Annotated in this window: 13 protein-coding genes and 1 pseudogene; 9 read left to right on the forward strand and 5 right to left on the reverse strand. The window is 69.9% G+C overall.

Features of this window, described 5'->3' with window-relative positions; all coding sequences use genetic code 11:
- Window positions 1-180: 180 nt before the first annotated feature.
- Window positions 181-882 (forward strand): carboxymuconolactone decarboxylase family protein, encoded by a 702-nt coding sequence (locus ABZT47_RS34480; protein WP_354851781.1) that lies wholly within the window; start codon window positions 181-183, stop codon window positions 880-882.
- 168 nt (window positions 883-1050) lie between these two features.
- Here ABZT47_RS34480 and ABZT47_RS34485 read toward each other — a convergent pair whose 3' ends face one another.
- Window positions 1051-1446 (reverse strand): nuclear transport factor 2 family protein, encoded by a 396-nt coding sequence (locus ABZT47_RS34485; protein WP_354851782.1) that lies wholly within the window; start codon window positions 1444-1446, stop codon window positions 1051-1053.
- Between the two features lie 277 nt (window positions 1447-1723).
- On the opposite strand from ABZT47_RS34485, the gene ABZT47_RS34490 reads away from it, so the two are divergent.
- From ABZT47_RS34490 to ABZT47_RS34500, 3 genes are all read left to right on the forward strand, one after another.
- Window positions 1724-2284, forward strand: a complete 561-nt coding sequence (locus tag ABZT47_RS34490; protein WP_354851783.1) for a carboxymuconolactone decarboxylase family protein — start codon at window positions 1724-1726, stop codon at window positions 2282-2284.
- Between the two features lie 114 nt (window positions 2285-2398).
- Complete coding sequence (locus tag ABZT47_RS34495; RefSeq protein WP_354851785.1) at window positions 2399-2962, forward strand: hypothetical protein; 564 nt, start codon at window positions 2399-2401, stop codon at window positions 2960-2962.
- Window positions 2963-2966: 4 nt separating this feature from the next.
- Window positions 2967-4514 (forward strand): NAD(P)-binding domain-containing protein, encoded by a 1548-nt coding sequence (locus tag ABZT47_RS34500; RefSeq protein ID WP_354851787.1) that lies wholly within the window; start codon window positions 2967-2969, stop codon window positions 4512-4514.
- Here ABZT47_RS34500 and ABZT47_RS34505 read toward each other — a convergent pair.
- Entirely contained in the window at window positions 4505-5671 is a 1167-nt protein-coding gene (locus ABZT47_RS34505) for a glutamate--cysteine ligase (protein ID WP_354851789.1), read from the reverse strand. The genes ABZT47_RS34500 and ABZT47_RS34505 overlap by 10 nt on opposite strands.
- A gap of 491 nt (window positions 5672-6162) precedes the next feature.
- Between ABZT47_RS34505 and ABZT47_RS34510 the strand changes: the two genes are divergently transcribed.
- The 4 genes and pseudogenes from ABZT47_RS34510 to ABZT47_RS34525 all read left to right on the forward strand — a co-directional run.
- On the forward strand, window positions 6163-7344 hold the full coding sequence (locus tag ABZT47_RS34510) for a helix-turn-helix transcriptional regulator (protein ID WP_354851875.1): 1182 nt from the start codon (window positions 6163-6165) through the stop codon (window positions 7342-7344).
- 103 nt (window positions 7345-7447) lie between these two features.
- Entirely contained in the window at window positions 7448-7774 is a 327-nt protein-coding gene (locus ABZT47_RS34515) for a hypothetical protein (protein ID WP_354851790.1), read from the forward strand.
- Window positions 7771-8073: a hypothetical protein gene (locus ABZT47_RS34520; protein ID WP_354851792.1), complete on the forward strand. Its 303-nt coding sequence runs from the start codon at window positions 7771-7773 to the stop codon at window positions 8071-8073. The genes ABZT47_RS34515 and ABZT47_RS34520 overlap by 4 nt, the downstream gene beginning before the upstream one ends.
- Before the next feature lie 24 nt (window positions 8074-8097).
- Window positions 8098-8301 (forward strand): annotated as a pseudogene (locus ABZT47_RS34525) (site-specific integrase); the annotation flags it as partial.
- Between the two features lie 235 nt (window positions 8302-8536).
- Here the strand turns inward: ABZT47_RS34525 and ABZT47_RS34530 are convergent.
- The 3 genes from ABZT47_RS34530 to ABZT47_RS34540 form a co-directional block, all read right to left on the reverse strand.
- Window positions 8537-8746 (reverse strand): hypothetical protein, encoded by a 210-nt coding sequence (locus ABZT47_RS34530; protein WP_354851876.1) that lies wholly within the window; start codon window positions 8744-8746, stop codon window positions 8537-8539.
- Window positions 8747-9072: 326 nt separating this feature from the next.
- Entirely contained in the window at window positions 9073-9927 is an 855-nt protein-coding gene (locus ABZT47_RS34535) for an alpha/beta fold hydrolase (protein WP_354851794.1), read from the reverse strand.
- Between the two features lie 1315 nt (window positions 9928-11242).
- Window positions 11243-12142 carry a LysR family transcriptional regulator gene (locus tag ABZT47_RS34540; RefSeq protein ID WP_354851796.1) on the reverse strand — a complete coding sequence of 300 codons (900 nt, stop codon included), beginning with the start codon at window positions 12140-12142 and terminating at the stop codon, window positions 11243-11245.
- Between the two features lie 113 nt (window positions 12143-12255).
- Between ABZT47_RS34540 and ABZT47_RS34545 the strand changes: the two genes are divergently transcribed.
- Entirely contained in the window at window positions 12256-13119 is an 864-nt protein-coding gene (locus ABZT47_RS34545) for an oxidoreductase (RefSeq protein ID WP_354851798.1), read from the forward strand.
- Window positions 13120-13122 lie beyond the last annotated feature (3 nt).

A 13122-nucleotide genomic window follows, 5' to 3' on the forward strand; every position in this document is an offset into this window, starting at 1 on the left:
CCCCGCCCGGCGCATCTCCCGCCGTGCTGACCTGCTCGCGCCGGGGACGTCAAGGGGGGGCGGCCTGCAGGAAACGGAAGTCCCCCGGCAGCTTGCTGACCTCCGTACCTCTGTCTGCGGGGACGGGGCCGAGCGCACAGTGGAACGTGCGAGCTCAGTTGGCTGCCGAAAGGATCCGCAATGTCGAACGCATTGGCCCTACCTGTCCGCTCGAACGTGTCCGTCGACCTTGAGTCCCTGCCCCAGACGGCCGGATTGTCCTGTGGGCTGGAATGGCCCGCCCGGCCTCCCCTGGTGCCACTGGGCGCGCCGAGCCCCGAGGAGCCGCACATCGCGCTGAACTCCGACGAACCGGGGATCCGCGGCCTGTTCCGGTACCGCCCGGACGCGGCGCTTCCGTTGAACGCCCTGTCGGAGGTGCTGCTGTGCGGTGACAGCACGCTGACCCGCGGGGAACGCGAACTGATCGCGGCCTATGTCTCGGCGCTCAACCAGTGCCGGTTCTGCTTCTACACCCATGCCGCCTTCGCCGCCGTGCGCTCCCCCGACGGCATGATGCTGGTGGAGCACGTGTGCGCCGACCTGTCGACCGCCCCGGTCTCCGAGAAGCTCAGAGCGCTGCTGGCCATCGCCGCGTCGGTGCAGGAGAGCGGGAAGAAGGTCACCCGGCGGCAGGTGGCCGACGCGCGCGCCGCGGGCGCGACCGACGTCGAGATCCACGACACGGTGCTCATCGCGGCGGCCTTCTGCATGTACAACCGCTACGTCGACGGCCTGGCCACGTTCGCGCCGGACGATCCGGAGGTCTACGCGGCGCGGGCGAAGATGGCCAACGGCTATCTCGCCGTGTTCGCCGAGTCGCAGGCGCAGGCGCAGGCTTGACGGCGGCACCACGACCGCCCGGCCCGCGCCGGCACGAGCCGGGCGGACCGGGCGGTCATCGCGCCGCGGGCCACCGCGAAGAAGGTGGCGGCCCGCATCGCGCCGGGCCGGGGATCCGGGCGCCCCGGGCGCCCCGGACGCCCCGGACGCCCCGGACGCCCCGGACGCCTACGCGAAGAACTCGTCGATGACGTGAGTGTCGTAGGGGAAGCTCCACCGTTCGGTGATCTTGCCGTCCGTGACATGGAAGGCGTGGACGCCGCGCTCGTCCAGTTCCTTGCCGTCGCGGTCGCCCCTGATGCGCAGCAGGGCGGCGACGTGACCGTCGTCGGCCAGGAAGGTGTCGGGGTCGTAGCGCAGTGAGTTCCCGGTGTGATTCGCGAGTTTCGCCAGGTAGCCGAGTACCTCTTCCTTGCCCTTGTACGTTCCGGCGAGCGGGCCGCGGCCGGGTACGTGGAAGGACACCTCATCGGCGAGCAGACTGTCGCGGATGTAATCCAGTTCGCCCTTGGCGATGGCGTCGTAGATCTCGCGGACCGGGTTGACGTTGGGGTGTTCGGACATGGACGGCCTCCTCATGATGGTGCGGATCGTTTGGGGGCGACGTGGTGACGCTACGCCGGGCCTTTACCCGCAAACAAGGGAGTGAGGACATACTTACCATATAGCCATACCGGTGTGGACAACAGGATTTAAGGGGCACCGTCACGTGATTAAGGGATGTCCGAAAACAGCCATTGACAGCCGGGTGGTCGAATGGCGAGCATGAGCGTTTGTCGGATGAAATGCGCACGTGGGGCTGCGTGAAAGGCCTCAACTGCACGACGGCGAGGAAACTGCCATGCCCCACATCACCCTTACCACCGACGAACCCGGAATCCGTGGCCTGTTCCGGTTCCGGCCCGAGACCGCCGGCCCGCTCAACGCGCTGGTCGAGGTGCTGCTGCGGGCCGAGAGCACTCTCACCCCGGGCGAGCGCGAGCTGATCGCCGCGTACGTCTCCTCGCTCAACCAGTGCCGCTACTGCTACAACTCGCACGCCCACTACGCCGCCGCTCAGCTCCCCGAGGGCATGGAGCTGGTCGAGGAGGTGCGCGACGACCTGTCCTCCGCTCCCGTCTCCGGCAAGCTGCGGGCCCTGCTCGGCATCGCCGCCGCCGTCCAGCGCGGCGGGCGCGAGGTCACCGAGGAGCACGTGGCCGCCGCCCGCGCCGAGGGGGCGACCGATCTTGAGATCCACGACACCGTGCTGATCGCCGCGGCGTTCTGCATGTACAACCGCTACGTCGACGGCCTGGCGACGATCGCCCCCGACGACCCGGCCTCCTATGCGGCCCGGGCCGAGCGCATCGTCGCCGACGGCTACCTGGCCCTGCTCGCCGAGGCGCAGCGCCGCTCCTGACGGCCGCGCCGGCCCGCCGGCGGGCCGGCGCCCACGCATGCCCCCCCGCCGCGCGGGGCACGGAGCGCGACGGCCGCGCCCGGCGGCGACCGACCCGACGACCGCGGAGGAACCATGGCCAGCCACTCCAGCGCCTTACCGCACCGGCACGACCTGATCACCTCGCTGAACACCGACCACCACCGGCTCGGCCTGAACGTGTTCCTGTTCATCGTGCTCGCCCACTGGGCCGAGCACGTGGCGCAGGCCATTCAGATCTACGTCATGGGCTGGCCGGTGCCCGAGGCGCGCGGCGTGCTCGGCCTGCCGTTCCCGTGGCTGGTGACCTCCGAGTGGATGCACTACGGCTACGCGCTGCTGATGCTGGTGGGCCTGATCGTGCTGCGCAAGGGCTTCACCGGGCGGGCGCTCACCTGGTGGACCATCTCGCTCGGCATCCAGGTGTGGCACCACTTCGAGCACCTGCTCCTGCTGCTGCAGGCGCTGACCGGCGTCCACTTGCTCGGCCGGCCGGTGCCGACCAGCATCATCCAGCTGCTGGTGCCCCGCGTGGAGCTGCACCTGTTCTACAACGCCGTCGTCTTCGTGCCCATGGTGGTGGCCATGTGGCTGCACCGCCGTCCCCGTCCCGACGAGCGGGCGCGGATGAACTGCTCCTGCGCCACCGTCCCGGCCTGAGCCCGTGGCGACCACAGGACAGGATGGGCGCGTCCGCTATCTGATCATCGGGGCCGGCCCGGCGGGGCTGCAGCTCAGCTACTACCTCAAGAGCGCCGGCGCCGACTACCTCACCCTGGAGCGCGAGCAGGCCCCCGGCGGGTTCTTCCGGCGATTCCCGCGCCACCGCAGGCTCATCTCGCTGAACAAGGTGCACACCACCGAGAAGGACCCCGAGATCCTGCTGCGCTGGGACTGGAACTCCCTGCTCAGCGACTCCTCCGAGCTGACCTTCCCCCGCTACTCGCAGGAGTACCTGCCGTGCGCCGACGATCTGGTGCGCTACCTGGCCGACTTCCAGCGTGAGCACGCGCTGAACGTCCGCTATGGGACGCCGGTCGAGCGCGTCGAGAAGACCGGCTCGGTCTTCCTGGCGCACCTGGCCGGCGGCGAGGTGGTCCGCGCCGAGTGCCTGATCGTCGCCACCGGCTGGGGCGGACCGAACATCCCCGACATCCCGGGCATCGAGCTGGCCATGGGCTACGAGAACGTTCCGACGTCGGGAGAGCAGTTCACCGACAAGCGCGTCCTCATCATCGGCAAGGGCAACTCGGCGTTCGAGACCGCCCATTCGATGCTCGGCGACGCCGCCATCATCCACCTCGCCAGCCCCAGCCCGGTCACCCTGGCGTGGAACACCAAGCACCCGGGCAACGTGCGCGGCCAGTACGGCGCCCTGCTCGACAGCTACTGGTTCAAGACCCTGCACGGCGTCCTCGAGTGCACGGTCGACCGCATCTGGCGCGAGGGCGACACCTACAAGGCCGCCATCACCTACACCCTCGCCGAGGGCGAGCAGGCGCTGCTGGAGTACGACGCGGTGATCCGCTGCACCGGGTTCACCATGGACACCTCCCTGTTCGGCGAGTCCTGCCGTCCCGAGCTCACGCCCAGCGGGCGCATGCCCGCCATCCGCCCCGACTTCCAGTCGGCCAACGTGGACGGCCTGTACTTCGCCGGCACGCTCATGCAGGCCCGTGACTTCAAGCGCGCCTCCTCGGCGTTCATCGACGGGTTCCGCTACAACCTGCGCACCATGGCCGCCCTGCTCGCCGAGCGGTACGAGTCGGTCCCGCTCGACCGGCGGGCGCTGCCGCCCGACCCCGGCCGGCTGACCGCCACCATGCTCGACCGGGTCAACTGGAGCTCGGCGCTGTGGACCCAGTTCGAGTACCTGTGCGACGCCTACGTCGTCGACCAGGACGCAGGGACCGTCACGCACTACCAGGATCTGCCCGAGGACTACGCCGCCGAGCGGTTCGCCGAGCACCCGCTGTGCTTCACCGTCACCCTGCGCTGGGGCCGCGACCGCCACGACGACGTGTTCGCCATCAAGCGGCACCCCACCCCCGAGCGGGCCCACGAGAGCGCCTTCCTGCACCCCGTCGTCCGCGTCTGGCGGCACGGCGAGCAGGTGGCCGAACGCCACCTGCTGGAAGACCTCCTGGCCCAGTGGCGCGACCCCGTCCGGCACGTCGCCCCTCTCAAGGAGTTCCTCACCGGCTACCTGTGACCCTCCTCACCGGAGTCCTCGGCCGGGACCAGGTGGTCGATGAGATGGTCGACGACGTCGGTGAAGCGGCCGCGGCGGGCATGGGCGGCGCGCTGGCGCGCGGCGCCCGTGCCGGTGGCGGCCAGCCGTCCGAGCCGCCGGGTGACCAGGTCCAGGTCGCCGGTGGCCTCCAGGGCGCGGCGCAGGTGCTCCAGAAGGACGCCGGGCAGCTCCGCCGCCGGGCGCAGCCGCCCGGTGACCGGATCGACGCCGTGCCCGTCCAGCCCGTCGCGGGCCGCCCGCCAGTACGCCACGCGCAGCCGCTCGGCGGGCAGCGGCGGCCCCGGGTCGCCCCGCTCGACCCGCTCCAGCGAGACCACGACCAGGGCCCGCACGAGCGCCGCGAGCAGCGCCGACTCCTCCGCGGTCGCCGGGACGTCGGTGACCCTGACCTCCAGGGTCGGCAGCCGGGCCGACGGCCGGACGTCCCAGAAGATCGTCCCCGGGTCGACCAGCGCGCCCATCTCGGTGAGCGCGGCGATGGTCTCGTCGAACTCGCGCAGGGAGCCGAAGTACGGCGGCGGCCCGGCCACCGGCCACTTGCCCCACGACAGCGTCCGCCAGCTCGCGTACCCGGTGTCGCGGCCGGCCCAGAACGGCGAGTTGGCCATCAGCGCGATCAGCACCGGCAGCCAGGGGCGCACGTGGTTGCCCACCAGCACGGCCCGCTCGCGGTCGGGCAGGTGCACGTGGACGTGGCCCGCGCAGATGCTCAGCTCGTCGTGCAGCGCCCGGTAGGTCGCCACGCCGACCCCGTAGCGCGGGTCGTCGTTGATCGGCGGCGGCACGACCTGGCCCAGCACCGCGGTGCCGGAGGCGACCAGCGCGAGGCCCTCGTCGCGGGCCGCCGCGGCCACCGCCGCCCGCATGCGGCGCAGCTGGCCCTCCAGCTCGGCCACGCCCGCGCAGGGGGCGGTCTTCGCCTCCACCTGGAACTTGGTGATCTCGGTGCAGACCCGGTCTCCCATCGTGACGGCGGCGCGCTCGACGATGCGCGCGCCCCACGGGCTGACCTCGCGCGTCGCCGGGTCGACGACCAGGTACTCCTCCTCCACCCCCATCAGCGGGCAGACCGCGTCGAAAGGCACGGGCGGCGGTGCGTCGAGGGTGGCCGTCATCACTACTCCAGGAAAGCTCGGCCCGTCCTGCGGGCTCGTCTGCCGACTCCCGACACGCTACCCATACAGATCTTCCTCCCGCAGACTCAATGGGGTCACCCGGCCCCCCGATCGGGGTGTGAGGCGACCGGCGGCCCCGCCATCGCGAGCAGACGCAAGGCCGTGGGGCACCGGCGTCAAGCTAGGTGACCCATCCGAGTGGGCCGCCTGCCAGACGGGCCTGGTTCCGACCGAGGAGTGGCTTCCGGAGATCTTGCTGTACGGCTCGCGGTCGACTCACGGGCGTGAGCCGTCCTGTTGCCTGGTCCTGATCCGCTGATCGCCTGCCGTGTCGGCTGTCGGGACTTCAGCCGAGCCGGTCGCGAGGGGTGGCCGGTGCCGGACGAGGACATGAACCTAGAACCTCGCATGAACATGGCTGCCCGCCTTAGCCTGAGGTTGTCGAGGCTCCAGGAAGGTCAGGGCTGATGAATGACGCCGGCACGGGGCACATGATTCGGCATCAGCGTGAGCGGCTTGGGATGAGCACCACCGGGCTGGCGACGCAGGCGGGCTGCACCACCCGGCACATCGAGCTGCTTGAGCAGGGCAAGCGGACGCCATCTCTGCCGCTGCTGCGAGAGATAGCCAAGGTCCTTGGAGTGCGGACCGCGGTTCTGCTGGGGGAGAGCCCTCGTGACGACCACGATCCCGGCCGTCCCCAGGTAGGTGCTATCGAGCGGGCCGTCTTCACCTACAAGACCCTGACCCCGGATGCCGAGCCGCCCGACGTCGAGCAGGTGGCCGAACGCATCAGCGCGGCCCGCGACGCCTGGATGAGCTCGCACAACAGATACTCGATTCTCATGCGTGAGGCGCCGCTGCTCATCAGCGACGCCGAACGGCTGGTCTTGGACAACGACGGCCGGCCCGACGCTCGCCGGGCTGCTTGCCGCGTCGCCGCGGACGCGTACATCCTCGCTCGCGGAGTGCTGAAGCATTTGGGCCGCGTCGATCTGGCGCACCTGGCAGCCGACCGGGCGATGCGCTACGCCGAGGAAACCGAGGACCCGCTCATGGTCGCGTGGGCACACTGGAACCTCGGCCAGTCCATGCTGTCGGACGACATGCATGAAGTCGCCTACGACGTCGCGCGGCAGGGCATGGAGGTCTTCGAGCCCGCGCTGGCCGACGGCGACGACCGCCACCTGTCGATCTACGGGGCCCTGCACTTGCTGGCGGCGATCTCGGTAACCCGAGGAGGAGACGACCAGCGGGCGCGGGACCTACTGCGCGGGCCTGCTCTGTCCATCGCGCGGCGGATCGACGAGCAGGGTAACCACTTCGGCCTGGCGTACGGCCCTACCAACGTGGCCATTCACATGGCCACCATCGAGTGCGAGAAGCGGCGCCCGGCAGCGGCGCTTCAGGTCGCCGACGACATCGACCTGACCCGCATCCCCTCGGTGGAACGACGTACCACGCACCTGAGCCAGATCGCGCGAGCCTGCGAGGACCTCGGGGAGGACGCCGCCAGCCTGGTGTACTTGCTGCGCATCGAGCGGGAGTGTCCCGAAGAGCTCGACTACAAGCGCCTGCTGCGAGAGATGGTGCGCGCCCTGGCTCGGCGGGCCCGACCGTCGTGGGCACCTGAGGTGCGCTATCTGGCGAAGCGCCACCGCATCATGCAGTAGAAAGGCGAACTCATAGTTCGGGCTCTACTGTTCGGCCCGATCGCGGAGCGTGAGCATACCGTCACCCGCATGACAGCTCCCCCTGGACAACGACGACATCGTTATGAACCGCCTCCTGGAGGAGGCACAGCGGGAATTCCCGCACTGGCAGTTCCGCCGCGCAGGCGAATCTTGGGCGGCCGTACGCGGCGACATCGAGCGCACTGCGGCGACTATTGCCGAGCTCCGCGCCGGATTGCGCACCGAGGCGCCGGGCTGGCGGGTGTGGAGGTCCGACGCCGGCCGATGGTGGGCGACCCGAGAACAGCCCTACGACGAAGTTGCGGAGAAGGCCGGGGCGTGGCGCACGGTCGACGCCGACGACGAGCTCTCGCTCGCCCGGGCGATCGCCGAGCAGGAGAGCATCGCCGATCTGGCGTCCGCCTCATGACCGACCAGGAGCCCACCGTCCTGGAGCGCGTGGCCGAGCTGGTGGCACAGCAGCTCTCCGTGCTCGGGCAGACCTACCCGGCGTGGCAGATCCGGCGGATTATATGGCCGGACGGCACCCCCGGCGGGTGGTGGGCCACCCGGTACGCCGAGCTCACACCCGCCCAGCGCGCGGCCGGCCTGATCCCGTCGATCGCCCGCCGCGACGCGATCGGACTTATGATGGAGCTCGCCGTTCAAGACGAGATCGCCCACCAAAACGGCTACGCGACCGGCGATGTCAGGGCCGCTTCCCTGTGATCGTGTGAGCGGAAGAAGCTGACCGTGCTTCTCAAGAACTCCGACGAGGGCATCCCCGTCTCCTCGGAGAACTGGAGGGTCGGCGACTACCTGAACTACTGGCTTAAGTACATCGTCCGTGAGGAGCGGCGTCCCAAGACCTACCAGGGCTACGAGAGCGTCGTCCGGCTGCATCTGGTTCCCGACCTGAGCAAGGGGCGACCGAACAAACTCAATGCACAGGAGGTCAGACTGTTCATCACCCGAACCCGTACCGAGTGTCAGTGCTGCAAGCATGGCTGGGAAGCCTCTCGTGAGACTCCCGTCTGCTGCGCGCTCAAGGACAGCGAGTGCTGCGAGTCAGGGCTGTCGACCCGCATGGTTTCAGTCCGTGCGCTGCTCTCGGCAAGCTCGGCGATGCCCTCGGCTCACATCGCACGTACGTGGATGAAGCGTCCCGGAGGTCACCTCCGGGACGCTTCATTTAATAGAGCCACTTTTCGCAATGGCGATGCCTGGTCGGCTCTGGTTCCTCACCGCGCAGCAATGCGAGGCGTACCCGCTGCCGGGCCTTGCGCTCCGCCAGGTTGGCATCTTGACCGATGCCCGAATAGGAGCCGCCCATATCGTGCCTGTAGCGGCGACCATCCTGCTCCTGCAAGCGAAGCGGCATTGTGTTGTCCGTCCTGCTCACGTTCTCATGATCCTGCGTTTGGGCGGGATCGTCCAGGACGGGGAAACCTGGGGTGAAGCAGCGGAGACGTTGCTGTCATTGAAGATCAAAAAGCCCCGAACGATAGTCGCTCGGGGCGTTTGTGCTGCTCAGGTGTTGTGGTCAAGGGCGGGGTCGAATCGCCGACCTTCCGCTCTCACGCTGCCGGCACGGCAGCGGTAGGTGTTGTGAGTTGGTGAAGCCAGCGCGTTCGTAGAATCGCCGAGCGGCCTCGTTGTTCGCCTCGGAACCGCCCGGCGTTGTGGCTTGCCTACCAGACCCGGCAAAGCAGACGTCCCGCCACGGCGCTACTGATCGCCGAACACGGAGTTGGTGAAGGTGAGGAGAAGTGTGGCGGTGCGCGGTGGATCTTCAAGCATGGGAGAGTGTCCAAGGCCGGGGATCAACTCCACTCTGGCGCCCGCTACGGCGCGGTACGAGGCGGCGGATGAGGATCGCCATCTCTGGTCTTGCTCGCCGAAGATCACTAGCAGTGGTTTGCCGAGGGGTGTGAGCCGGTCCGGGAGCGGACGCTGGGTTAGATAGTCGTCGGACGCATGTGACGTGGCGGTGAGCGCGTGGTAGGTCATGCCGCGCGTATCGTCGACCAGTTGCTGCGGGGCCGTGAATCCTGGCGCGAACGCGGTGCTCAGTCCCCGGCGAATGATGCCGTCGGTTCGAAGTCGCCACAGTAGTTGTCCCACCATGGGGACGTCGATGAGCTTGCCGACGGGCCCGTCGGAGACAAAGGCGTCCATGCGGGGTCCAGTGTCGATGAACGCCAGTGCGGTTACCAGGTCGCCTCGTTGTTCGGCGAGGGCGGTGGCGACGTAGCCGCCGGTGGAATGGCCGACCAGTATGGCGTGCTTGACGTTCAGCCGGTCCAACGCTTGCCCGACCCGGTGTGCCTGCTGTGGGATGGCGTAGCCGCCGCCGGCTGGTTTGGCGGATCGGCCGTGCCCGAGCAGGTCGATCCGGATGACGCGATAGGACCTGGTCAACATTGGAACGACCGGATCCCACCAGCGGGTCGAGGCGCCGAGCCCGTGGATCAGGACGAGTGCCGGGGCGTCGCGGGGACCGTCCTGGCTCACGTAGATGCTCCCGCCGTCCAGAGGCAGGGTCGAGTTCCCGGTGGCGTCAGCGTCCTGCCAGGTCACCATCGCCGTGTTTCCCACGAGCACCCCGGCGACTACGAGAAGAATTGTTGAGGCGATGATGCGGCGCCTTCGGCGGCGGAGGCGCCTCACCTGTGGCTCCCGGTCAGGGGACTGCGGATCTGGGTCGTCTGGCTGGTTGTCAAACGCCGGCGAAGTAGTCATGGGCTCACTGTCGCCGTACCTGGGTGCTGGTGGCTTGAACAAATGTTCCGAGTCAGCCGGCCTGCGTAGCATGAGGTAATGCAATCTGCCGTGGGCGAGCGTGACGATGCGGCTGTGTGGGACGTCACACGCCCGGCGCGGCCCAGCCAATTGGCCGGCATCAGCATGGCTGGGTTCCGTGACCGTGGCATAACGACCGTTGGCCACCGGGCGATCCCGCACCCGGCCGTGACCCTGGTTGTGGAGTTCGGCGCCGGGCCGCTCATCGTGGACGATGCCGCAGGAAGGCAGCAGCGGGGAAGTCTCGTCGCTGGACTCGGATTCGGCGCGGTTCGGGTACGGGGCGAGAACTTCGAGGCCGTGCAGGTGCGCCTTTCCCCGGTAATCGCACTGGCGGTTCTGGGCGTCTCCCCGGCCGACCTGGACGGCGCCGTAGCGGCTCTCGACGACCTCTGGGGCCGGCAGGCGTCACGTATCCGTGAGCAACTCAGCGACGCCTCGTCGTGGGGGGAGCGGTTCGCGTTGACCGACGCGTTGCTCGCCCGTCGGCGTCAGGCGGGGTCGCCGGTAGATGCGGAGGTTTCCTGGGCCTGGAACCGGATCCTCGTGAGCCGCGGCCGGATCGACAGTCTGGCGGCCGAGGTCGGATGGAGCCGCAAACGCCTGTGGTCCCGGTTCCACTCCCAGATCGGCCTGCCGCCCAAACGCGCTGCGACGCTGGTCCGCTTCGACCGCGCCGCCCACCGCCTGGCCGCGGGTGTAGAGGCAGCCCGAGTCGCGGCGACGGCGGCTACGCCGACCAGTCCCACCTGTATCGCGACGTCGTGGCGTTCACCGGAGTTACGCCAGCGACCGTGGCCTGCGAACCATGGCTGGCAGTCGACGACATCGCCTGGCCAAATCGCAAGGCCAGCCACCGAACCCCCGCCCAAGACCCACGCCTCTAAGGGGGGCGTTCAGGAACGGCCTGTTCGGCGACGCCCTGTACCGGTCGGACGCCATGGAGGCCTACCAGGAGACCGTCGGGCCCACCCGGACCATTCTTCTTCCCGCGGACTCAATGGGGTGACCCGGCCCCCCGATCGGGGTGAGGCACCAGCCGACGGCGCCGCCGTCACGAGCAGCCGCAAGGCCGTGGGGCACCGGCGGCCAGCGGTCAGGACACCAGGGCCGTGCCGCCGGAGGTCAGTTCGCGCACGACATGCGCGAACCCCCGCACGAGGGGCGCGTCCGCGCCGTCCGCCCAGGCCAGGGCCACCCGCAGCGGCTCGACGTCGGTGAGCGGCACCCATGACAGGTCGGGCCTGGCGTAGTAGATGGCCATGCTGGCCGGGGCGAAGCAGATGGCGGCGCCCTCGGCCACCTGCTCCAGCATCTCCTCCACGTTGTCGTTGGTCGGCCCCCAGCGCGGGGCCGACCCATCCGGCCGGGGGTTGACCGCCCACCAGTCCACCCAGGCGCGCGGCGCCCGTTCGGTCCACATGAGCGGCTCGTCGTTCACCTCCAGGACCGACACGCCGTCCCGCCCGGCGAGCCGGTGCCCGGACGGCAGCCCGACGACCCGTTCCTCGGTGTGCACGACCTCGGCGCGCAGGCCGGCGAGGTCGGCGGGCAGCCAGACGAAGGCCACGTCCACCCGGCCCTCGCGCAGGGCGGCGGCCTCCTGGCCCCAGTCGAACCGCTTGGGCTCCACCCGGACGCCGGGGTTGCGGCGGGCGAACTCGGCCCTGGCGCGGGTGGTGAGCCGCCCCGCGCCGCTGGCCTCGAAGCCGACCCGCAGCACGCCGGTCTCGCCGCGCCGGTGCCGCTCGGCGGCGGCCGTCACCCGCCCGGCCTGGGCGACCGTGCGCCGCGCCTCTGCCACGACCTCCCTCCCGGCGTCGGTCGCGGTCACCCCGCCGGAGTGCCGGTCGAACAGCCGCACGCCGAGCTCGGACTCCAGGGTGCGCAAGGAGTAGGACAGCGCGGGCTGGCTCACGTACAGCGCCTCGGCGGCCCGCCTGAGGTTCCCCGCCTCGTCGATCGCGACCAGGTAGCGCAGCTGCCGTAGCTCCATCCTTCGATGATAAGCGGTGTTTATCGGGTCGCCGATCTTCTGTCTTGGACGGCCGGCCACGGCTCACGGCATAACGGAGACCTCAACAGACTTCTGAGCGTGGAGATGGACGAATGACCGTGGACAACGGAGCCCCCGCCCGCCCGGCGGCGGGCAGGGTATGGCTGATCACCGGAGCCTCTTCCGGCTTCGGACGGGCGATCGCCGAGGCGGCGCTGGCGGCCGGGGACACCGTGGTGGCCACGGCGCGCAGGCCGGAGGCGATCGACGGCCTGGTGGCCGCGCACCCCGGCCGCGCCGCGGCCCTGCGACTGGACGTCACCGACCCCGCGCGCGTCGCGGCCGTGGTCGCCGAGGTCATCCTCTGGTACGGCCGCGTCGACGTCCTGGTGAACAACGCCGGGCGCAGCCAGATCGGCGCGGTCGAGGAGACCACCGACAAGGAGTTGCGCGACCTGATGGAACTGCACCTGTTCGGGCCGGTCGCGCTCGTGCGGGCGGTGCTGCCGCACATGCGCCGCCAGGGCTCGGGCGCCATCGTGCAGATGAGCAGCATGGGCGGCCAACTGTCCTTCGCCGGGTTCGGCGCGTACTCGGCGACCAAGTGCGCGCTGGAAGGGCTGTCGGAGGCGCTCGCCGAGGAGGTCGCGCCTTTCGGCGTCAAGGTGCTGATCGTCGAGCCGGGGGCGTTCAGGACCGGCCTGTTCGGTGACGCCCTGTACCGGTCGGATGCCATGGAGGCCTACCGGGAGACCGTCGGGCCCACCCGGTCCATGGCCTCGGGGGCGGACGGCAAGCAGCCCGGCGACCCCGCCAAGGCCGCCGCGGCCATCCTCGCCGCCCTCCAGGCGGATCCGGTGCCGCTTCGGCTGCCCCTGGGCGACGACGCGGTGGACGCGCTGGTGTCCCACGCGGACCGCGTGCGCGCGGAGCTGCTGGCCTGGGAGCCTGTAGCGCGCGACACCGCGTTCGACTGACCG

Source organism: Sphaerisporangium sp. NPDC005289 (assembly GCF_040607455.1).
GTDB classification, from domain to species: Bacteria; Actinomycetota; Actinomycetes; order Streptosporangiales; family Streptosporangiaceae; genus Sphaerisporangium; species Sphaerisporangium rhizosphaerae.

What these genes read in the sequence shown, in the direction of transcription:
- ABZT47_RS34480 (WP_354851781.1), top strand. Translation starts at nt 181, where the DNA reads ATGTCGAACGCATTGGCCCTACCTGTCCGCTCGAACGTGTCCGTCGAC.
- ABZT47_RS34485 (WP_354851782.1), bottom strand. Translation starts at nt 1,446, where the DNA reads ATGTCCGAACACCCCAACGTCAACCCGGTCCGCGAGATCTACGACGCC.
- ABZT47_RS34490 (WP_354851783.1), top strand. Translation starts at nt 1,724, where the DNA reads ATGCCCCACATCACCCTTACCACCGACGAACCCGGAATCCGTGGCCTG.
- ABZT47_RS34495 (WP_354851785.1), top strand. Translation starts at nt 2,399, where the DNA reads ATGGCCAGCCACTCCAGCGCCTTACCGCACCGGCACGACCTGATCACC.
- ABZT47_RS34505 (WP_354851789.1), bottom strand. Translation starts at nt 5,671, where the DNA reads ATGACGGCCACCCTCGACGCACCGCCGCCCGTGCCTTTCGACGCGGTC.
- ABZT47_RS34510 (WP_354851875.1), top strand. Translation starts at nt 6,163, where the DNA reads ATGATTCGGCATCAGCGTGAGCGGCTTGGGATGAGCACCACCGGGCTG.
- ABZT47_RS34515 (WP_354851790.1), top strand. Translation starts at nt 7,448, where the DNA reads ATGAACCGCCTCCTGGAGGAGGCACAGCGGGAATTCCCGCACTGGCAG.
- ABZT47_RS34520 (WP_354851792.1), top strand. Translation starts at nt 7,771, where the DNA reads ATGACCGACCAGGAGCCCACCGTCCTGGAGCGCGTGGCCGAGCTGGTG.
- ABZT47_RS34535 (WP_354851794.1), bottom strand. Translation starts at nt 9,927, where the DNA reads ATGGTGACCTGGCAGGACGCTGACGCCACCGGGAACTCGACCCTGCCT.
- ABZT47_RS34540 (WP_354851796.1), bottom strand. Translation starts at nt 12,142, where the DNA reads ATGGAGCTACGGCAGCTGCGCTACCTGGTCGCGATCGACGAGGCGGGG.
- ABZT47_RS34545 (WP_354851798.1), top strand. Translation starts at nt 12,256, where the DNA reads ATGACCGTGGACAACGGAGCCCCCGCCCGCCCGGCGGCGGGCAGGGTA.